Source organism: Sphingomonas sp. (assembly GCF_017304615.1).
In the GTDB taxonomy this organism is placed as follows: Bacteria; Pseudomonadota; Alphaproteobacteria; order Sphingomonadales; family Sphingomonadaceae; genus Sphingomonas.
In genome coordinates this window covers 577,446-596,377 of the sequence record NZ_JAFKLZ010000001.1, presented here as the reverse complement: position 1 = coordinate 596,377, position 18,932 = coordinate 577,446, and the positions used below count along the sequence as shown (strand labels likewise).

General features: G+C 66.0%; 20 protein-coding genes. 2 read left to right on the top strand and 18 right to left on the bottom strand.

Annotation, left to right across the window (positions count from 1 at the left end; all coding sequences use genetic code 11):
- Nucleotides 1–48 precede the first annotated feature (48 nt).
- The 10 genes from J0J06_RS02945 to J0J06_RS02900 form a co-directional block, all read right to left on the bottom strand.
- The gene (locus J0J06_RS02945; RefSeq protein ID WP_294039856.1) at nt 49–1,806 is read right to left on the bottom strand and encodes an ATP-binding protein; all 1,758 of its coding nucleotides are present in this window, start codon (nt 1,804–1,806) and stop codon (nt 49–51) included.
- Complete coding sequence (locus J0J06_RS02940; protein ID WP_294039855.1) at nt 1,803–2,465, bottom strand: response regulator transcription factor; 663 nt, start codon at nt 2,463–2,465, stop codon at nt 1,803–1,805. Before J0J06_RS02940 ends, J0J06_RS02945 begins: the two co-directional genes overlap by 4 nt.
- Before the next feature lie 269 nt (nt 2,466–2,734).
- Nucleotides 2,735–3,115 carry a DoxX family protein gene (locus tag J0J06_RS02935; RefSeq protein WP_294040815.1) on the bottom strand — a complete coding sequence of 127 codons (381 nt, stop codon included), beginning with the start codon at nt 3,113–3,115 and terminating at the stop codon, nt 2,735–2,737.
- Nucleotides 3,116–3,210: 95 nt separating this feature from the next.
- Nucleotides 3,211–3,945, bottom strand: coding sequence for a DNA-binding domain-containing protein (locus J0J06_RS02930; protein WP_294039854.1), 735 nt, complete (start codon nt 3,943–3,945; stop codon nt 3,211–3,213).
- Complete coding sequence (locus tag J0J06_RS02925) at nt 3,938–4,771, bottom strand: DUF692 domain-containing protein (RefSeq protein ID WP_294039853.1); 834 nt, start codon at nt 4,769–4,771, stop codon at nt 3,938–3,940. Before J0J06_RS02925 ends, J0J06_RS02930 begins: the two co-directional genes overlap by 8 nt.
- Nucleotides 4,772–4,775: 4 nt before the next feature.
- A complete protein-coding gene (locus J0J06_RS02920) occupies nt 4,776–5,051 on the bottom strand; it encodes a DUF2282 domain-containing protein (protein WP_294039852.1) in 276 nt (91 codons plus the stop codon).
- Between the two features lie 107 nt (nt 5,052–5,158).
- Entirely contained in the window at nt 5,159–6,304 is a 1,146-nt protein-coding gene (locus J0J06_RS02915; protein ID WP_294039851.1) for a patatin-like phospholipase family protein, read from the bottom strand.
- Nucleotides 6,292–7,557, bottom strand: coding sequence for an NAD(P)/FAD-dependent oxidoreductase (locus J0J06_RS02910; RefSeq protein ID WP_294039850.1), 1,266 nt, complete (start codon nt 7,555–7,557; stop codon nt 6,292–6,294). The genes J0J06_RS02915 and J0J06_RS02910 overlap by 13 nt, the downstream gene beginning before the upstream one ends.
- Nucleotides 7,554–7,718, bottom strand: a complete 165-nt coding sequence (locus J0J06_RS02905) for a hypothetical protein (RefSeq protein WP_294039849.1) — start codon at nt 7,716–7,718, stop codon at nt 7,554–7,556. Before J0J06_RS02905 ends, J0J06_RS02910 begins: the two co-directional genes overlap by 4 nt.
- Entirely contained in the window at nt 7,715–8,536 is an 822-nt protein-coding gene (locus J0J06_RS02900) for a 3-hydroxybutyrate dehydrogenase (RefSeq protein WP_294039848.1), read from the bottom strand. The genes J0J06_RS02905 and J0J06_RS02900 overlap by 4 nt, the downstream gene beginning before the upstream one ends.
- A gap of 233 nt (nt 8,537–8,769) precedes the next feature.
- Here J0J06_RS02900 and J0J06_RS02895 point away from each other — a divergent pair, with 233 nt between their 5' ends.
- Together J0J06_RS02895 and J0J06_RS02890 are read left to right on the top strand one after the other, a co-directional pair.
- Nucleotides 8,770–9,213 (top strand): cupin domain-containing protein, encoded by a 444-nt coding sequence (locus J0J06_RS02895; RefSeq protein WP_294039847.1) that lies wholly within the window; start codon nt 8,770–8,772, stop codon nt 9,211–9,213.
- A gap of 116 nt (nt 9,214–9,329) precedes the next feature.
- On the top strand, nt 9,330–9,743 hold the full coding sequence (locus tag J0J06_RS02890) for a carboxymuconolactone decarboxylase family protein (protein ID WP_294039846.1): 414 nt from the start codon (nt 9,330–9,332) through the stop codon (nt 9,741–9,743).
- On the opposite strand, the gene J0J06_RS02885 is transcribed toward J0J06_RS02890, so the two are convergent.
- From J0J06_RS02885 to J0J06_RS02850, 8 genes are all read right to left on the bottom strand, one after another.
- Entirely contained in the window at nt 9,701–10,603 is a 903-nt protein-coding gene (locus J0J06_RS02885) for a LysR family transcriptional regulator (protein WP_294039845.1), read from the bottom strand. The genes J0J06_RS02890 and J0J06_RS02885 overlap by 43 nt on opposite strands.
- An 82-nt stretch (nt 10,604–10,685) precedes the next feature.
- Nucleotides 10,686–11,609, bottom strand: a complete 924-nt coding sequence (locus J0J06_RS02880) for a YeeE/YedE thiosulfate transporter family protein (protein ID WP_294039844.1) — start codon at nt 11,607–11,609, stop codon at nt 10,686–10,688.
- The gene (locus J0J06_RS02875) at nt 11,606–12,115 is read right to left on the bottom strand and encodes a DUF302 domain-containing protein (protein ID WP_294039843.1); all 510 of its coding nucleotides are present in this window, start codon (nt 12,113–12,115) and stop codon (nt 11,606–11,608) included. Before J0J06_RS02875 ends, J0J06_RS02880 begins: the two co-directional genes overlap by 4 nt.
- A gap of 167 nt (nt 12,116–12,282) precedes the next feature.
- Complete coding sequence (locus J0J06_RS02870; protein WP_294039842.1) at nt 12,283–13,635, bottom strand: DUF1254 domain-containing protein; 1,353 nt, start codon at nt 13,633–13,635, stop codon at nt 12,283–12,285.
- A gap of 13 nt (nt 13,636–13,648) precedes the next feature.
- Nucleotides 13,649–15,181 (bottom strand): long-chain-fatty-acid--CoA ligase, encoded by a 1,533-nt coding sequence (locus J0J06_RS02865; protein WP_294039841.1) that lies wholly within the window; start codon nt 15,179–15,181, stop codon nt 13,649–13,651.
- Nucleotides 15,178–16,002, bottom strand: a complete 825-nt coding sequence (locus J0J06_RS02860) for a hypothetical protein (RefSeq protein ID WP_294039840.1) — start codon at nt 16,000–16,002, stop codon at nt 15,178–15,180. The genes J0J06_RS02865 and J0J06_RS02860 overlap by 4 nt, the downstream gene beginning before the upstream one ends.
- Complete coding sequence (locus J0J06_RS02855; protein WP_294039839.1) at nt 15,999–17,954, bottom strand: PQQ-binding-like beta-propeller repeat protein; 1,956 nt, start codon at nt 17,952–17,954, stop codon at nt 15,999–16,001. Before J0J06_RS02855 ends, J0J06_RS02860 begins: the two co-directional genes overlap by 4 nt.
- Complete coding sequence (locus J0J06_RS02850; RefSeq protein WP_294039838.1) at nt 17,941–18,921, bottom strand: PHB depolymerase family esterase; 981 nt, start codon at nt 18,919–18,921, stop codon at nt 17,941–17,943. The genes J0J06_RS02855 and J0J06_RS02850 overlap by 14 nt, the downstream gene beginning before the upstream one ends.
- Nucleotides 18,922–18,932: the final 11 nt, after the last annotated feature.

Below are 18,932 nucleotides of genomic sequence, written 5' to 3'. Positions count from 1 at the left end.
TCGTTTCAGACGCCCTCCAGCAATCCCCGGAACCGGGGATTGACGGGGTTAATCATTGGTAAATTTTCCAGATTTTCGCTTCGAGATGTCTTCAATCGGGACGAGGACGATCAGCCGGGCCCCTTGCCCCGGCGCGCTTTCGATGCGCAGTTCGCCACCCATCTGCACGGCGCGGCGATGCATGTTGGCGAGGCCGCGCCCCTCCCCCGGCGAACCCCTGGCAGCGGCGGGATCGAAACCCATGCCGTTGTCGGAGAGCGTCACGCGGAGTCGATCATTGTCTGCTGGCTCTGCCCACAGATCGATTCGCGTCGCGCGGCCGTGGCGCACCGTGTTGGCAATCCCCTCCTGCAACAGCCGGTAAAGACTGAGCAGCCGAGCGGCATCGAGACGCGCCGCTGGAGAAGCAAGCTCGCAGCGCCACTCGAAGTCGATGCCGGATCGGGCCAACCGGACCCACATGCGCTCGCGGAACATCGCCAGGGCCTCGTCGATCGGCTCGTCGGCGGCGTCGATCGCGCTGGCCATGTTTCGGAGATCATCGACCGCCGATTGCAGCGACTCCCCGATTTCCGCATGGTTCAGGCGCCCCTCGCGCGTGTCGAGCAGCAAGTGAGTCAGGATGCCACCCACGCCGTCGTGCATGTCCCGCAACAAGCGCTGTCGCTCGGCGTCGATCGCGATCCGCCGTTCCTGGTGGCGCAGCAGGTTGGATGAGCGCAGCAGGCTGGCGTCCTGTTCGAGGACCTGCCGCTCGAGATCGGTGCGCGCTTCGTCGGCTTCCCGGCTGAGCTGGCGGCCCTGAAGCGCGAGTTCGAACAGGATGAGGAACGTCGTCAAGGTCGGCGTCAGTACCGACGCCTGCAACATCGGGCCGGTTGGCGCCGGATGGATGAGGAGGTCCCAGGCGGTCGACGTAATGCCGACCAGCAGGATCGCCATCACTCGGATCGCCGGACCGGGCGCGGTGCGGCTCATCCTGATCAGCGCCGCGATCCCATAGGCCGACACCAGGACGAGCGCAGCGGCGTCGAGCCAGGGGACGACACCTGCAACGTCGCCCAAAACGAGCATGGCGGCAATCAGGACGGTTAGGGCAATACCAAAACAGGCAAGGGTGATGCGAGCCGCCCCGGGCTGCCAGCCCGCAAAGGCGTTCACGGTAAGCGCCACCATCGCCAGCATCAAATATTCCACGCCGAAGCGCAGCAGCGGGAACCAGGCATAAGGCAGCGCATCCGCGCCGAACGCGGTGAACCAGGCGTCCGCGCTCACCAAGATCATGAACAGGCCGGTGATGGTCTGAAGCCGCGAGAAACGGCTGAGAGGCAGCAGCACGAGCAGCGCCAGGCCAAGCAGCCCTTCGACGGCGATGGCCACCCAGACCATGTCGAAACGCTGGAACCGCTCCCAGCCCGCCGCCATGCCGATCCGGTCATGTGGGCCGACATAAATCGCGTCTGGCGTCGCGCAGGATCGGTTCAGGCAAGTGAGCGACCACGCCCCTCCCCCCTCGGTCTTTTCGGATGGGGACAGGAGCGTCATCCGCGCCGGAGTCACGATCGCCGGCTGCCAACCGGGAACATGCAGCACCGCCGGCTCTGAAAGACCAGGGATCCACGCCGCGGTCGGAACGCTCGTCGACGCCGGTCCGGCACGACCCACCGGCAAACGGTATTCGCCCCAGGCGACCGCCGGATGAAAGGCCAGCACGATCAGCGCATAGAAGGTCCAGAACAGCACTTGCGCGCCCAGCACGGTCACGATTGCGCGGCGCCATCCCCACCGCCGGATCGTCACCGTCACGGGCGCAGCAATCCGCTCCGGAAGGCGCGGACCATCGCCTCGCCCCGGCTGCTGACCCCGAGCTTGCGGTAGATCGACTTCACATGATCGCCGACCGTGTGCGGAGACAGCGACAGCGCCTCGGCCGCCTGACGGTTGCTCTGCCCGCGAGCAAGCAATTGGAGCAATTCATACTCTCGCGGCGACAGTTCGGAGTCCTCATCTTGCTGCTTTTGCTGCTCCTGCTGGCCGCGCAGATAACGCAGCACATAGGCTGCAATACTCGGGGAAAGCGGCGCCCCGCCGGACAGCGCTGCGGCGGCCTGTTGGCCAATGTCGAGGCTGTCGAGGTCTTTCAACAGATAGCCGTCGGCCCCCGCCAACACCGCCGCCAGCACCGTCGTCTGATCGCCGAGAACTGACAGCACCAGGATTTTCGGACCTGCGCCTCGTTTAGTGCGAATTTCCGCGATCAGATCGATGCCGTTGCCATCGGGCAGCCCAAGATCGAGAATGAACAAGTCAGCGTCCTGGCCCAAAAGCGCGCGCGCTTCCGCCAACGAACCCGCCGTCCCAAGCAACGACAGGCCGCCATGCTCTGTCACCCCATGGGCGACGTGCGCGGCGATCCGCGGATCATCCTCGACGATCACGACCTTTGCTTGCACGTCCCCGCCCACCTTTCGCCGGTACCGGCTTGTACCCGGTCTGTCGTCAGTCGGATTAAAGTATCCGCTGCGTCCCACCCCTCGCCCCTTCGGCCAAGCGAGGCGGAGCTTGCGGATTGATCCCCGAAATATCAACGAGGATCGTAAGACGATCCCATCAGATCGCCGGCACGCAATAACAATCCCCGGTTCGGGGGATCACTCCATATCTAGTGCGGGCAGGCCAACCTCGAGCGATCACCGCATTTACTCTGACCGCGTCCGGTCGCTCGATCACCGCTTCACTTGATCTTTAGGAGGCGATCGAGCGAGAAACGCCCGCCACCCATCGCGATGATCGGGAGCATCAGCCCGGCCCAGCTAAGGTGAGTCGGCCAGGCATCCGGATAAACGAAGATCTCGATGACCAGCGTCATGCCGAGGAGGGCCAGCGCGGCGAAACGGCTGAACAGTCCGAGCACGAGCAGGATCGGGAAGAAATGCTCGGAAAAGGTCGCGGCATAGGTCGCGATCGTCGGCGGCACGAGCGGGAGCGCGTATTCGCTGCGGAACAGTTCGAACGCGTCGTCGGTGATCGTGAACCAACCGGTCACCTTGGTGCGACCCGACAGGAAGAAGATCGCAGCGACGGCGAAGCGCTGGATCAGCAGCAGCAGGGACATCGGCAAGGCCCTATCCGCGAGTCCGGCGAAGCGGTCGAGGATCGAGCTCCGTCCGGGTTCGGCGACGGGCAAAGCGGCGGTGGTGTCGAGCATGGTCAGAATCCCTTGGTCTTGAGGCTGGAAAGCGCGCAGGAGGCGAGGATGTCGCGAAACGCGCCGGTAATGTCGGCGTGTGGGTAGAGGCCGGCGGCCGCGGTCGCGGCCTGGCTGATCGTCTCACCGATGCGCAGGCCGAACAGGATGCGGTGCTCCGCCGCGCCGATCCGCTGGCCGATCACCGCGCCCTCGCGACGCGTGAGGAGCATACCCTCTGCACGCCATTCGGGCGCGATTTCGGCGGCATGCGGGTCAAGGTGGGCGAGCCAGATCGACGGCGCGGGCACGGCAAACCAGCCGAAACGCGTGGCGGGATGAAGGACCGCGGCGCTCGCCGACCATTGCTCGGCCGATACCGAGGTAAGCTGTAGTGGGTCGAGCACGTCGCCATCGGCGGCCAGGTGCGATTCGACACGCAGCCGGTCGATTTGCGCGATACCCGACAAATAGGGCAGCGTCCGGCCGATCCCCTGCATTTCGAGCCAGTCGGCGAACCCCGCTCCATAAGCGGCAAGCACCGGGCTGTCGGGCGGACAGTCGGCGACGAAGTCGATCGCCAGCGCGACGAACGTGCTTTCGCCCACGACCATCAAAACGGTCTGGTAATTGTCGGCGAGCGCGTCGATCGCGCCCTTGACCGACGTGTTGCGATAGACGCCGAGGATCGGGTCGCCATGCCGCTTGCCGTCGATCGTCTCGACGAACTGGCGCTGATAGGTGGCAAGATCAGGCATGGCATAGTTCCTTTCGAGCGAGGATCGCAGCGGCGCGGTCGCGCTCGGCCATAAGGTCGGCGAAGTCCGGGACGTTGCCGTCGCGTTCGAGCAGCACGGGACGCTCGCCCGTGTGGTCGAGCAGTTCGGCGAGCAGCCCCCACACCGTTTCGGACACGGGCGCGTCGTGGCTGTCGATCAGCAGGTGTGCGCCGAGCATCGGGTCATCGCTGTGCCCGGCCACATGGATTTCGCCGATCGCGTCGTGCGGCAGTTGAGCGAGATAGCGGCCCGGGTCGTAGCCAAGGTTGTTGGCCGCGACCGCAACGTTGTTCACGTCGATCAGCAACCCGCAACCGGTGCGACGGACAATCTCACCAAGGAAATCGGGTTCGCTCCACATCGCGTCGAACGCGGCATAGTGCGCTGGGTTTTCGATCAGGATGCGGCGACCGAGCGTTTCGTGGACGATGTCGATGTTGCGCGTGACTATTGCGAGTGCCTCGCCCGTCCGCGGCACCGGTAACAGATCGGGCAGGCAACGCGACCCGACCCGCGACCAGGCGAGATGTTCGGACACGAGGAACGGGTCGAACCGGTCGACCAGGTCCGCAAGCGCCTTGAGGTGCGCGGGATCAGGGCGGTCTGCGCCGCCGATCGATAGGCCGACTCCGTGGAGCGATAGCGGCCGCGCTTCGCGCAAGGCGTGGAGCATCGCGAGGCGCGGTCCGCCTGCGACCATATAATTCTCGGCATGCACCTCGAACCACAATCCGGCCGCCGACGCGGCGATTGCCTCATCGAAATGTTGGGGCTTGAACGCCACGCCAGCGGTCGGACGGGTCATGGGCTTACGCCTTGGGGGTCAGCGAGCCGTAGCCCTTGGGCGTCTTGATCTTCGCGCAGGTGCCCTTGGCGACATACTTCCAGGCATCGCGCTGATAGTTGATGCGGCTGGTGCCCGCGCAGCTGGTGCCCGCGCCCGCCTTGCAGTCGTTCTTGCCCGCCAGGCTGATACCGTAGCACTTGTCCTTGTTGGGCTGCGCAGCGACCGGCCCAGCTTGGGCGGCGGCCGAGCCGAGCGCGGTCAGCACGGTGGCAGTGAGGGCGAGATTGACGGTCTTCATGTTGCTTCCTTTCAAGAGATTCGAGGCACCGGGGGTGCGACGGGACTCTCACCAAAATGATCGGTCGCGTCCGCTACCGGGAATGCATGGTTTCGATGCATGGAGCGTCAGCCCGCGGCGGACGTGCGCACCATCTCGCCGCCCATCGCCTCGTGCAGGACGAATCCTTCGAGCGGATCGACCGGATCGCGCCACGGTGCGGTCTCCAGCGTACGCATCGTGTCGGCGTAGCCCGCGTCCCAACGCGCGCGGATACCCGACGGGCTGAAATCGATATCCTTGCTGTGATCCTCGCAATCGAGCGCGGGGGCCAGCAGGCGGATGACGTGCATCCGCGTCGGGCAGCCATACGCTGCAAGCTCGGAGACCTCGGGCGTCTGGCGCTGGTCGGACGGGATCATCGCAGACAATTCGGTGATGACGTGACGCAGGCGGTGGAGCTGGCGCTGGCGCTTGATGTGGCTGCCGGCGCGGCTCGAATATTGGACGTCCTTCTGGCGGTTCATCACCTCCCAGATCGTCTCGGGTTCGGCACCGTGCGGGTTCCAGATATGGACGGCATAGACCATCGAATCGCGGCGTGGATTGTCGTCGAACACCACCTCGACCGGCGTGTTCGACAGGATGCCGCCATCCCAATAAAGTTCGCCGTCGATCCGCACCGCCGGGAAAGCGGGCGGCAGCGCACCCGACGCCATGACGTGGCGCAGGTCGAGCGGCATGTCGCGCGAATCGAAATAAACCATTTCGCTCGACGTCACGCGCGACGCGCCGACTGTCAGACGGACCGCGCCGTCATTGACCTGATCGAAATCGATCAGGTCGCTAAGCGTCTCGCGCATCGGGTCGACCGAATAGTACCCCGCGCCCTCGGCGCCGAGCGTCGCGTGCGGGCTGCCGAACGCGGGCAGGTTGGGCGTGAAGAACGCCGGCAGGCCGCCCATGATCGTCGCCATGTTGCGCCAGACGCTGGCGATCTGGGTCGGCATGACGTCTTCGAAGAAATGGCCGTGCTCGACGCGCTTCCAGAATTCCGTCAGCCGTTCGAGCCGCTCGCCTGGCTTGCTGCCCGCGATGATCCCGGCGTTGATCGCACCGATCGACGTGCCGATCACCCAATCGGGTTCGACCCCGGCCTCATGCAATGCCTGATAGACACCGACCTGATAGGCGCCCAGGGCGCCGCCGCCCTGCAGCACCAGCACTTGCTGGCCGTGTGCGCGCAACTCGTCGTGAAGGCTCAAGCGGCCCATGTCTTATCTCCATTGGTTGGGTTTGCGTCGCCGGTGATCAGGCGCGCGCCGCGTTCGAAGGTCAGGTAGTTCCACAGCCAGTTCGCGCCGACGATCAACCGGTTGCGATAGCCCGCGAGGAAGAAGATGTGCGCGGTGCACCACAGCAGCCAGGCAAGCGTCCCCGACAACTTCAGGTGACCATAATGGATCACCGCTCTATGCCGCCCGATCGTCGCCAGGCTGCCAAAGTCGCGATAGCGGAATGGCATGCGGCGACCGCTCGCGATCATGCGCGCAACATGCTTGCCCTGCTGTTTGGCGACCGGGGCGACGCCGGGCAGATGATGACCGTCCGGCTTTTTGAACGAGGCGGTGTCGCCGATCGCGAAGATCTCCGGGTAGCCGGGCACCGTAAGGTCGGGTCTGACCACCAATCGCCCAGCGCGGTCGGCGAGCGCATCGAGCCACGCGGCGGCTGGCGATGCCTGCACGCCCGCCGCCCAGATAACCGTATCGGTATGGATGCGGATGCCGCCGACATCCAGGTAATGGTCGGTGATCGTAGAGACCGGCTTGCCCGCGAGCACCGTGACGCCGATTTCCTCGATTGCAACGCGGGCCTTGCCGGCCAGCCTTTCCGGGAATGCGCCGAGCAATCGCGGGCCCGCTTCGATCAGCAATACTCGCGAGCAATGCGGGGTGATGCTGCGGAAATCGCGCGACACCGAGCGGCGGGCGAGTTCCGCGATGGCCCCCGCCATCTCGACTCCGGTCGGGCCACCTCCGATCACCGCAAAGGTGAGCAGCGCCTGGCGCCGGTCGGGATCGGTTTCACTCTCGGCCCGCTCCAGCGCGAGCAGCACCTTGCGGCGCACCGCGGTCGCGTCGTCGATCGTCTTTATGCCGGGCGCATGTCGCGCCCAATCGTCCCGCCCGAAATAGCTGTGGCGTGCGCCTGTCGCGAGGACCAACTGGTCGTAAGCAATTGGACGCCCCTCATCGAGGATCACGCGACGCCCCTCGCGATCGATGCCGATTACGGTGTCGAGCACGACGCGGACATTCTTCTGCCCGCGCAGGATCGAGCGGATCGGCGCGGCGATGTCGGCGGGCGACAGGCCCGCAGTCGCGACCTGGTAGAGCAAAGGCTGGAACAGGTGATGGTTGCGGCGGTCGATCAACGTCACATCGACGTTTGCGCGCGCCAGGGCGCGTGCGGCGGAGAGCCCGCCGAACCCCGCACCGACAATCACGACGCTCTGGCGGTTCACCACGGCCTCCCGTGGCGCGCGAGTTCGGCGAGCACGCCGAGCGTCGGCGCGTCGACGCGGTCGAGCCGATCTGGGTGGACGCGACGTAAGGCATAATAAGCGGCGAGGTCCGGGCGCAGCGCGCACTCCTTCTCACGCGCACGGGGCAAATGCGCGCTCATTGCGCCACCCACCCGCCGTCGACCGGCAACGCGGTTCCGGTGATCGACCGACCGCCCTTGGAACAGAGGAAAACCGCAAGCGCGCCAAGTTCCTCGACCGTCGCGAACTGCTTGCTCGGCTGTGCGGCGAGCAGGACGTTCTCGATCACGTCCTCGCGGCTGATGCCGCGGGCCTTGGCGGTGTCCTCGATCTGCCCCTCGACCAACGGCGTCCATACATAGCCGGGACAGATCGCGTTGCAGGTGACGCCGAACTTCGCACCTTCCAAGGCGACCGTCTTGGTCAGGCCGACGATGCCGTGCTTGGCGGCGACATAGGCGCTCTTGAACGGCGAGGCGACGAGGCCGTGCGCCGAGGCAATGTTGATGATCCTGCCCCAACCTGCGGCCTTCATCGGCGCGAACGCCGTTCGGATCGCGTGGAACGCCGCCGACAGGTTGAGCGCGATGATCGCCTCCCATTTCTCCGCCGGAAAATCCTCGATCGGGCTGACGAATTGGATCCCCGCATTGTTGACCAGGATGTCGATCCGACCGAACGCCGCAATCACAGCCTCGACCATCGCGACTGCTCCGGCCGGGTCCATCAGGTTCGCGCCGTTATAGGCGACACGGACGCGATGCGTTTCGGCGAGCTCGGTGCGCTTCGCTTCGATCGCTACAGCATCGCCGAGGCCGTTGATCACGATGTCCGCGCCGGCTTCGGCAAGCGCATGGGCGATACCGAGGCCGATGCCGCTGGTCGATCCGGTGATGATCGCGACACGGCCGGTAAGAGGTCCGGCCTGTTTGAGTTCGGCCATCGGCTGAACGGTCATCGTGGGTCTCCTTGGAATTTGACTGTTCCCAGGATGCCGATGCGCGCGCGATGACTGAAATGCCGGTCGTGCATGGAAACCATGCGGTCAATCGAATGTCCCCGCCCTGCAGTCTCCCATATCTCAACATCGTCACGGGCGGTGGCCCGTTCCGGGCATTCCCCAGCCCTAACCCGGTCCCGGCAGTGCTGCCGCCCGTGACGCGATTTCACTCAATGCAAAGGACTGACATCATGAACATTCGTTGGACTGCGGTATTCGCCGCGACCGCCGCCATGCTCGCGGGCACCCCTGCCTTCGCCGGCACGTGCCCTGCCGGCAAGACCATCGCCAACCCGCTCGCTGGTGCGCCTACCGCGCCGGTCAAGGTCACTGACGACGTCATTGGCTCGGTCGATCTCAAGAAAGAGATCGACGTCGACAATCGCGACCTGCGCCTGCGTCGCCTCGTCGTTCAGCCGGGCGGCGTCGTGCCGCTGCACAGCCACGCCGGCCGTCCCGCGCTGATCACCGTCGTATCAGGATCGATCACCGAATTTCGCAACACATGCGCGGTCGGGATCGTTCACAACGCTGGTGACGTCGCCAGCGAATCCGACGGCATCTCGCACTGGTGGAAAAACACCGGAAAGGTGCCGGCGGTCCTACTGTCGGCCGACGTGAAGGCGCGCGACTGATTCCTCCGCCGCTCGCATAGGTCGCACCGGATTTCCCTTATCCGGTGCGGCCCGGCGCGGCGCCTTTCTTGAGAGGATGCGGGCGCCGCGCCATCCTTCTATCTCAGGACGCCACTGTGACAGATTCGTATCACGTCGGGCTCGAAGTGCTGGCCCGGACCGGGGCAGAACTGGATGCCCGCCGCAACCGGGTCGCCGAAGTCGCGCCCGATTTCGCCCGCCTTGCCATCGGCTTTGCCTATGGTGATGTTTTTTCCCGCCCCGGGCTCGACCTCCGGTTGCGCGAGTTCGCCGCGATCGCCGCGTGCGCCGCGATGGGCCGCTCTGCCGCGCAGCTACGCGATCATGTCACCGCGGCACTTCACCTCGGTTGGAGCAAGTCGGAAATCATCGAACTGCTGACTCAGATCGCTGCACATGCCGGCGTCCCGGCCGCACTCGACGCGCTCGTGTGGTGCCATGACCTGCTCGTGGAGATCACCGACTGTCAGACCTGCGAGGAAAGCGGTTCGAACGACGGCCAGGAGTGACGTCGCGCCTCGCGCACGAACGCCCCGATCGCCGGTGAATGCGGCCGCCCGCGCACCGTCGCGAGATATATCGTCCGCGAATATTCGGGCTCGATCAGCGGGCGGACGATGAGGTCGGGATCGGTCACGCAATATTCGGGGAAGAAGCCGAAGCCTAGTCCGGCCTTGATCATCTTCTGCACCCATTCGTCGCGCGGCGAGCTGAACACCTTTTTGGTCGTGACCCCGCGCCTCGCGAAGTCCTGCGTCACCATCTGGAACACTTCGCAATTGGTCCGCCCGACATACGGTTCGCCGTTAAGCTCGGCCACACGGATGGCGTTCTTTTCCGCCCAGGGATGGTAGCGTGGAATCACGATGACGAAGCGCTCCGTGAACACCGGCACCTGGTGGAGCGTATCGGGCAACTCATCCGGCACGCCGACGATGCTAAGGTGCAGATCGCCCTTTTCCAGTTTCTCGATCATCGCCCTCGCTTCGCCGTCGATCACGTTGACCTCGACATCGGGATGCTCGGCCTGGAAGCGGACGATCAGGTCGGCGATAAGCTGAGGCCCGATGGTGCACATCGCTCCCAGCGTCAACGTGACATTCTCGATCTTCCTAGCCGATTTCGCCGCGTCCTTGGCGGCGAGCGTCGAGGCGTGGACGCTGTCGAGATAAGGCAGCATCATCCGCCCGAGTTCGGACAAGTGCGTGTTATTGCGCTCGCGATGAAAGAGCGGCCCGCCCAGTTCGTGTTCGAGCTGCTGGATCGCCCGGGTTAGCGCGGGCTGGCTGACGTTGCATTGTTCGGCCGCACGCGTGAAGTTGAGCGTCTGCGCCAGGCAGACGAAATAGCGGACCTGCTGCATTTCCATGGCGTCACTCCCCCCTCCGGGTGCGCGAGTTACGAGTTTAACATCGATCAGGATGCGGCGCCAATCCGGCGGCCGTCGCTGTTCAAGCGACGGCCGGCCGACGAACGTGCCGCGCGAGCAGGATCAACGCGGCGATGGTCAGCGTCATCGTGGTGACGGCGATCCAGGCGTGGGGCTGAAGCAGCGGCAAACCGACCATGATCAGCCCATCGTTGGTGCCAGGAACCAGCAATCCGCCAGCGCCCATCAACGCACCCCCGACCAGGCAGCGCACCACGTCGTCGAGCGTCGGTGGCACCCAGCGGATCTTGCCCGCGAACCAGCCACCGAGGATCGAGCCAGCAAGCAACGCGACCACCATCGCGCCGCGCAACCCTATACGCACGTCCATCGCCTTGGCGATCGCCGCGAGCGCATCGGTATAAGCCCACAGACCCACGCTCAGCATCGTCGTCACGAAGGTGACGGCGATCAGCAACGTTGCGCGGTGCGGATGCCACAAATGCGCAAGCGCACCGGGCGCGCGGACCACCTCGACCAGCCGCCAGACTGCCAGCGCGCCGAATGGCACCGCGATCAACGCGGCATTGGCAAATGGAGCAGGATGTCCGGTGGCTTCTGGTTTCGCGATAGGGATAAGGCAGCCGAGAAAGAACCCGACTGGCGTTGCAAGCCACGCCCATTGCCCCGACCCGATCCGCGCGACCGCGCCGAACACGCAAGCTCGGTTGATCCACGCGCCGAAACCGAGCAGCACGCCGCCGGCTACGGTCAGCGCGGTCGCCCGATAAAGTGCGGGCGGCATCGTCAACACACCGGCCAGCTGCGTAACGGCGAGCAATCCGCCCACCCATAGCGCTGCCTCGCCCAGCGCCAGCGCACGACCATATGACCGTTCGATGATGGCCGCGTCGACGGCGGCGACCATGCAGGTCGCGCCACGCTGGATTGCGAGACCCATCATCGCGGCGCTGGCGAGCGCGAGGATCAGCAACGCGGGCGTCATTGATGCGTCGTGGCCGCCGCCGCGATCGATGCCGCGACCGCGCTCGCCATTTTGAGCTGCGGCGCCTTGTCGGTGATCGCGTAGCGCTGGGCGATGAAGGCGAAGTCGGTCCAGGCGACCCAGACGTTGCCGTCCATATCCTCGAGCACCAGCATCCGCACCGGCCAGTCTAGCCCGGCATAGGGATTGGATTGGAGGAATTGCACGCCGAGGGGCGGATTCCCGAACAGGACGAGCGTCGAACGCCGGATCTTGAGGTCGGCCGACCCGCCCAGCGCACTTTGGTCGATCGCGTCGAAGAAGCGGATGCCCTTTGCCTGCACGTCCGCCTTCAACCGCGCGACGGTGTCGTCGAACGCATTGGCGCTTCGCAGACGAATGACCCCCGCCGCCGAGGGGGCTGCGGCGGGGGTTGCGGCCGGGGCTGGGTCGGCGCGCGAAACGGCAGGAATCGAAAGCGTGGCGAAAGCGAGCGCGGCGCAAGCCGCGGCGGTTATCGAGCGCATTGGGCATCTCCTGGGCATGAATATCGATGCCCGGAGAATTGCCGACCGCGGCGATGTGGAAAAATCGCGCTATCGCATCGGTTCCATGCCCGGCGCTTATGGCCGAACGACGCTGCGACCGCCGGTCGCCTCTATGCGTAATACTCGGGGTTTTTCGGCGGTGCGCGTTATTGCGCCGGGATGCGCTCGAGCGGTGGAACTCGCCAGCGGCGTTCAATCAGGGCGGCGTCGGGCAAATAAGCACGCAACGCCAGCCGCATGGGTCCGCTGGGCGCGGGCAGCCAGTTGGCGGCGAGCGGCCCCTGTGGCTTGTCGTGCTGAATCAGGATCTCGATGCTGCCGTCGGGATTGCGCACCAGACCAGGCGTGCGGTCGCCGATCGAATAGCGATCGATCGGGTTTTCGACCAGGAAGTAACGCCCATCGGCCTGCGGTTCGTACATCGTCAGCGACCAGAAGCCGTGCACAGGTACGCCGCCGGGTGGAACGCGCCAGCGATAGGCGTGCTCGCCGGTCAGACGCGCGCCGCCCTTTTCGAAGTTGGCGTGGAAATACATCGCCTCCCTTTCGCCCAGCGCGGCGATGCCGCCGAGTGCGATCATCGCGCGCAAATGGTCGTTGGTGCCAAACTCGCCGACCCCGCGTGGCTGGTAACTCCAGCCGTCCGACACGAGATCGCGAAACAGGAAGCCTTCGCGCAGATCGGCGACGCCGGCCGGCAGGTAATCGCCCCAACGCTTGAGCAGTGCGGCTGATGGCGGCGCGTCGGTGCCGATGCCGAGCGAACGGAAGCGGGTAGCACGCGCCAATTGCCCCTTGCGGCCTGGCGACCGCCGCAGCATTTCGTTGACGACGGCGAGAAACAGTGCGGGATCCTGCGGCACCGGCGTAGCCGCATTGGTGAAAGCCCGGGCTGGCGGGCGGCCAGGCGGCACGATCACCTTGACCTGAGCCTGGATCGCCTTCGCCGCCGCAAGGTCGGCGGGGCCGTCGACCAGCACGCGCGCCAGCATCCAGACGTCATTGCCGATGGACCGGAACAGCGTGACCCCGACCGGGGCGCGGCCCGTCCATTGTGGCCCGGCGATCCAGAAACGCCCGCCGCGTCCACCCGTTGCCCGAGTCCCGACATAGGCAAAATTGTCGGTCAGCAGGTCCATGAACGCGCACGAGAAATAGCGGTCGCGCACGTCCGGCAGTTGAACTTCGATCGGTCCCGCCGACAGATCGAGGAACGCGGACGAATAGATCGTGTCGTTATTCGGCGCGGTCACGTTTCTGGAGCTGGGGCCGGCCAATTGCGCGCGCTGCTTCACCGCGTTGAGCAGCCCCGGCCCGCCGACCGACTGTGCGATCGTCTGTTCGCTGCGCGCGAATTCGTACAGCGGATAGGCGAAATAGAAGGCAGCGGGCAGGTCAGCGTCGCCGTCGGCGGCGAGCAGCCGCCCGCCAACCCCGACCAGCGGCAGCGCCGCCGCGGCGCGCAGCATCGTCCGCCGCCCGATATGATTGTCGATCATCGCCTCTCTCCTCTCAACCGACCAGCCGATCGCGGTCTTCCCAGAACGGCTTGCGGATCTCGCGCCGCAGGATTTTGCCCGCCGCGTTGCGCGCGATCGTATCGGTGAAACGGATCGTCTTCGGGCATTTGTAGGCGGCGATCCGGGTGCGGCAGAAATCGAGGATCGCCTGGGCGTCTTCCGGCGCGTCGGCGGCAGGAACAACCAGCGCCAGCACGGATTCGCCCCAACGGTCGTCGGGCACGCCGATCACCGCCGCGTCCGCCACCCCGCCATGTTCCAGCAAGGCGTTCTCGACCTCGACCGGATAGATGTTCTCGCCGCCGGAAACGATCATGTCCTTCACCCGATCTCGGATGAACAGATAGCCCTCCGCGTCGAGATAGCCGGCGTCGCCGGTGTAGAGCCAGTCGTCGCGGATCGTGGCAGAGGTCGTGGCGGCGTCGGCCGCATAGCCCGCCATGTTGATCGCCCCGGCGACGATGATCTCCCCGGTCTCGCCGGGCGGCATGTCGTGTCCGTTACCGTCCACCACCCGGATCGCGATGTCGCCCGCAGCGCGTCCGCACGACAGCAAGAGGTTGCGGCCGGGCGCATGATCGGCCGGAGTCAGGATAGTGATCGGGCCGGTCGTTTCGGTCAGGCCATAGCATTGCACGAAGCGACAGCCGATCCGCGCCGTCGCTTCGCGCAGCACCGCCTCAGCTATCGGCGCCCCGCCATAGACGATCACGCCGAGCGCGGAGAGGTCGGCGTCGGCGAACGATGGGGCCGCGAGACACGCCTGGATCATCGCTGGGGCCAGCGTGGTATAGCTGACCCGTTCGCGTGCCATCACCCGCACCGCCTCGTCGGCCGCGAAAGCGGCGCTCACAACCAGTCGCGCGCCCGACTGCGCCATTCGCAGGACGGGGCCGATACCCGTGATGTGGAACATCGGCGCAGGCGCGTAGATCACATCGCCGGGCGCGAGATCAAGCGGCGGCCGGCTGAAGATCGCGACCGAGGCGACGACGTTGGCGTTAGTCAACATCACGCCCTTGGGCAGACCGGTGGTACCGCTGGTGTACATCTGCAGTGCGACGTCGTCGGCGGCACCGGAGCGTAGCACGGGATCGTTCGACTGGGCGTCTCGCCATGTCGCGAAGTCGCGGTCGATGACCGTGATCGGCATCGGGCAGTCAGCGCAGGCCTGTTCGGCTGCCGGTAGGAAAGCCTCGTCAACGAATAACCGCGTCGCGCCCGAATGCTTCAGGATATAGGCGATCTCGGCCGCGACCAGCCGCCAGTTCACCGGCAGAACCACCTGGCCCGCGCGCAGGATACCGAACATCAGTTCGACCTGCTCGTTCGAATTGCGGCCCAGGATCGCGATGCGGTCACCAGCCTTGCCCTCGGCCAGCAGACCGTTGGCGACGCGGTGGACGCGCGCGTCCAACGTCGCGAAATCGATCGCCTGCCCGATGATACCCAACGCCGGCGCTTCGGGATGTTCGGCCGCGGTGTCGCGCAGCATGTCGTCGATGACGGATTGGGAAATGGTCATGGGATTACCCGGTCGTCATGGATGAAATCCACATCGGGATTCTCGCCCACGAACATCGACATCGTATCGAAGAAGGGAAACTTCCCGCCCCAGAGCGGCGCGGTGAAGCGAGGCTCGGGGCTTAGGAACGCCGCCCGCCATGCGGCGTAATCGTCGAACCACACTTCCAGCACGCGCGGATAGTCGCCGCGATCCGCCACCGATTTGTACAGGCCGAACCGCTTCACCCCCGGCAACGCGGCGATCTCCTTGGCATGAACGCCGTCGAACCACGCATCGGCATCGGCCTGCGCCACGCCGGCGGGTGGACGAAGGAAGACGATCCAGCGCAGATAGGGCAGTTCCTTGGGCGGTGTCGGCTTCGACACGTACAGCATGTCCGGATTGACCGGCACCGTGGCGGTGGTGCTGCGGAACAGCGTGTTGCCGCGCCAGCCGCCCGGCGGCGGCGTGAAGCTCTGAAGATCGCCGCCATAAAGCGGGTTCTTCCGGCTTTCGCGGAAATTCTCGATCGTGTCGAAGTGGATTTCGGTCATCCGGCCATAGGCAACGTGATAGCGTTGGACCGCATCGGCCGGGGGCAGATAGGCACGGAACGACAGGTAATCGCGCTGCCACGCCTGATAGGCTCTGCGCACCTGCGGCGCGTGAAAGGTCATATACCAACGGTCGAGCGCCAGTTGATCGGCGCCCGGCAGCAGCTCGATCAGGATATAGTGCTTGATTGCGCCGGCGGCGAAGGCGGGCGCCGCCCACAGCATCGCCGTGGCGCCCGCCGCGCCTGCCATCAGGGTGCGGCGAGTGACGCCGTGATCGCTCATGCCTTGTTCTCCTTGGGCAGCGCCAGCGCGACCAAGCGGTGCGGCGCTTTGTTGAACCCCATGCCGCAGACGACGAACTGCCGCCCGCCGGCCAAGTAGGTCATCGGCGGACCATGAGTGTGGTCAGGCAGCGCGATTTCCGCGACGACCGCGCCGGTCGCCTTGTTCCAGGCGCGCAACACCTTCCGCGCGACGCCCGGCCGGTGCGGTCCCTCGCCCAGGAACAACAACGTCTTCGTGAGCAGCGGACCGGTGCGCGCGGTGTGTCCGATCCAGCCGGGATTGTAGGGCTTGAATTGCGGCGCGTCCTTCGCCCCCGGCCCGTTGGCGTGTGTCCAGACGATCGCGCCCTTGTTAAGATCGATCGCGGTGATCCGGCCATAAGGCGGCTTGAGCAGCGGCAGCCCGCGGGGGCCGCGGACGATGGCAGCCTGACCGGCGATCTCGCTCTCGCCGTCGGCGGCGTCGGTGCGCTTGCCGTTTGGGTCGAGCGCCATCGCGACCGCCGCGGTAATCGACGGAACATAGAGCATCCCCGTTTCCGGATCCGCCGCCGCGCCCCACCAATTGGCCCCGCCCACCCAACTCGGCAGCACGATCGTCGGCCGCGTGCCGAGGGGGGTGAACAGCGGGCCGTGATCGTATGTGGCGAGGATGGCGCGCGCCTCCGCCTTCAAGTCGGGTGTGAAGTCGATCAAGTCGTCGTCGGTCACGCCCTGTCGATCGAATGCGGGCGGCTTCGTCGGGACCGGCTGCGTCTTTGCGCTACGCTCGGCCGCGATCGTCGATGCTGGAACGGGGCGTTCTTCGATCGGCCAGACCGGCTTTCCCGTGCGGCGGTCGAACACGAAGCAAAAACCCTGCTTCGTCACCTGAGCGATTGCGGGAATGCGGCGGCCGTCGACGGTCACATCGATCAAATTGCCCGCGCACGGCAGGTCGTAATCCCACAGGTCGTGATGGACCATCTGGAAATGCCAGCGCCGCTTGCCGGTCAGGACGTCGATCGCGATCAGGCTGTTGCCGTACAGATTGTCGCCCGGCCGGTCGCCGCCGAAGAAGTTGTTGGTCGGGCAACTGCCCGGCACGTAGACGAGGCCAAGTTCGTCGTCCGCGCTCATCGGCGCCCAGGCATTGCCGTTGCCGGCGCGCGCCAGCGATCCGGGCGCCCAGCTTTCCGAGCCCGGCTCGCCGTCGCGCGGGATCGGGCGAAAGGTCCATTTGCGCCGCCCGGTCGCGGCGTCGAAACCCATGATCGTGCCGCCCGGCATTGGAGTGCGGTCGGGCCGGTCGTTGATATATTGCCCGACGATCACCGTGTCGCGGCAGACGACCGGCGGTGAGGTGACGCCGATCAGTCCGGCTGGTTCGCCGACGCGGCTTTCGCCAGCGGCGGCGCGAAGGTCGACCTCGCCTTTGTCGCCGAAGCCCGGCACCGGCCGCCCGGCCGCGGCATCCAGCGCGATCAGCCGGTTGTCGCCGGTCCCGATCAGGACGCGCTTGTTCCAATAGGCCACGCCGCGATGCAGGAAGCCCTTGCTGGTCGGATAACCCTGTTTCCAGCTGCCGGGATCATACACCCACAGGGTCTTGCCGGTGGCCGGATCGATCGCCGCTACTTGCGACATGGCGGTCGAGGTGAACAAGCGCCCGTCGACCATGATCGGCGTCCCCTGGAATTCGCCGGGGCGCAGATCGGGATGATCGGCCAGGATCGCGGCGTCGGGCGAGGTCCATTCCCACGCAATCTCGAGTCCCGCGACGTTCGATGCGTCGATCTGGTCGAGCGGGGAATATTTGGTCGCGGCGTTGGTCGCGGCATAGACCGGCCATTCGCCCGACTTGCGCTTTACCGTCGCCGCGCCGGCCGGTGCCGCGCCGAGCGCGGCCGCCGTCGCCAGCGCCGTGCCGCCCGCCAGGACCTCGCGGCGGTTCGCGTCAGGGCCGGACATGGCGCTTGAAGAACGTCCAGGCGGCGTCCGTCGCGTCGATCGCGTCATACGGCGTCATCTCCAGCATCCGGGTGGCGCCCGCGGGCGCCTTTGCGCCGGGCCAGGTGTGGGTTGCGGAAGCGAGGCGATAGAACAGCACTTCCGACCCGGCCGAGCACGATGCCCAGTCCTGGGTCTGAACCTCGCCGGTGGGCGAAGCCTTGGGCGCGGCGGTGCAACCGTCGGCTTTGACCCAGTAGGCCACGGTCTTTTCCACCGCCTGGAAATCGCGGCTCTGCGCGCTGGCGACAAAGCCGATCGGGCTGGGTCCGCCGGCATAGGGCACGACCTGATCCTTGGCGCCGTGCATGATCATTATCGGCACCGGCCCCGCCGGGGCGCCTTCGTCGCCGAACATCGCACCCGAGACGACCGCCGCCGCCGCGATCTTGCCAGACAGCGCGATCGCAACCTTGTGCGTCAGCATGCCGCCGTTCGACATGCCGGTCACATAGACGCGTTTTGGATCGGCGACGCCGCTGCGCACCAGCTCGTCGATTAGCGCTCCGATGAAGCCGACATCGTTGCTGTTCGTCGCCATCGCCTGGCCACAACAGCCGCCGGCGTTCCACGTCGCCATCCGCCCGTCGCGGCCGACGCCGTCGGGAAAGGCGACGACGATACCTTCCGCCCGCGCCTTGTCGGCCCAGCGCGGCACCATCGTCTTGCCGTTGCCGCCGCCGCCGTGCAGCGCGATCACCAGCGGCGCAGGCGCCTTGTCGCGCCGCGCATCGAGCAGCAGGTAATTGCGGGTCGCGGCACCCACCGCCAACGTCCGGGGATCGACACCGGCGGGCAACGGGGCGTTGTCGGACGCCGCCATCCTGGCGCGCAACTGCTCGCGCAGCCCCGGCCGGTCGGTTTGCGCGGCGATCGGGGATCCGGCGACGGCGACCGCCGTCGCCAGCAGGACGTACAAGGTCCGCATCACGTGCTTCC

What these genes read in the sequence shown, in the direction of transcription:
- J0J06_RS02935 (WP_294040815.1), bottom strand. Translation starts at nt 3,115, where the DNA reads ATGTCCCTGCTGCTGCTGATCCAGCGCTTCGCCGTCGCTGCGATCTTC.
- J0J06_RS02930 (WP_294039854.1), bottom strand. Translation starts at nt 3,945, where the DNA reads ATGCCTGATCTTGCCACCTATCAGCGCCAGTTCGTCGAGACGATCGAC.
- J0J06_RS02925 (WP_294039853.1), bottom strand. Translation starts at nt 4,771, where the DNA reads ATGACCCGTCCGACCGCTGGCGTGGCGTTCAAGCCCCAACATTTCGAT.
- J0J06_RS02920 (WP_294039852.1), bottom strand. Translation starts at nt 5,051, where the DNA reads ATGAAGACCGTCAATCTCGCCCTCACTGCCACCGTGCTGACCGCGCTC.
- J0J06_RS02915 (WP_294039851.1), bottom strand. Translation starts at nt 6,304, where the DNA reads ATGGGCCGCTTGAGCCTTCACGACGAGTTGCGCGCACACGGCCAGCAA.
- J0J06_RS02905 (WP_294039849.1), bottom strand. Translation starts at nt 7,718, where the DNA reads ATGAGCGCGCATTTGCCCCGTGCGCGTGAGAAGGAGTGCGCGCTGCGC.
- J0J06_RS02900 (WP_294039848.1), bottom strand. Translation starts at nt 8,536, where the DNA reads ATGACCGTTCAGCCGATGGCCGAACTCAAACAGGCCGGACCTCTTACC.
- J0J06_RS02895 (WP_294039847.1), top strand. Translation starts at nt 8,770, where the DNA reads ATGAACATTCGTTGGACTGCGGTATTCGCCGCGACCGCCGCCATGCTC.
- J0J06_RS02885 (WP_294039845.1), bottom strand. Translation starts at nt 10,603, where the DNA reads ATGGAAATGCAGCAGGTCCGCTATTTCGTCTGCCTGGCGCAGACGCTC.
- J0J06_RS02880 (WP_294039844.1), bottom strand. Translation starts at nt 11,609, where the DNA reads ATGACGCCCGCGTTGCTGATCCTCGCGCTCGCCAGCGCCGCGATGATG.
- J0J06_RS02875 (WP_294039843.1), bottom strand. Translation starts at nt 12,115, where the DNA reads ATGCGCTCGATAACCGCCGCGGCTTGCGCCGCGCTCGCTTTCGCCACG.
- J0J06_RS02870 (WP_294039842.1), bottom strand. Translation starts at nt 13,635, where the DNA reads ATGATCGACAATCATATCGGGCGGCGGACGATGCTGCGCGCCGCGGCG.
- J0J06_RS02865 (WP_294039841.1), bottom strand. Translation starts at nt 15,181, where the DNA reads ATGACCATTTCCCAATCCGTCATCGACGACATGCTGCGCGACACCGCG.
- J0J06_RS02860 (WP_294039840.1), bottom strand. Translation starts at nt 16,002, where the DNA reads ATGAGCGATCACGGCGTCACTCGCCGCACCCTGATGGCAGGCGCGGCG.
- J0J06_RS02855 (WP_294039839.1), bottom strand. Translation starts at nt 17,954, where the DNA reads ATGTCCGGCCCTGACGCGAACCGCCGCGAGGTCCTGGCGGGCGGCACG.
- J0J06_RS02850 (WP_294039838.1), bottom strand. Translation starts at nt 18,921, where the DNA reads ATGCGGACCTTGTACGTCCTGCTGGCGACGGCGGTCGCCGTCGCCGGA.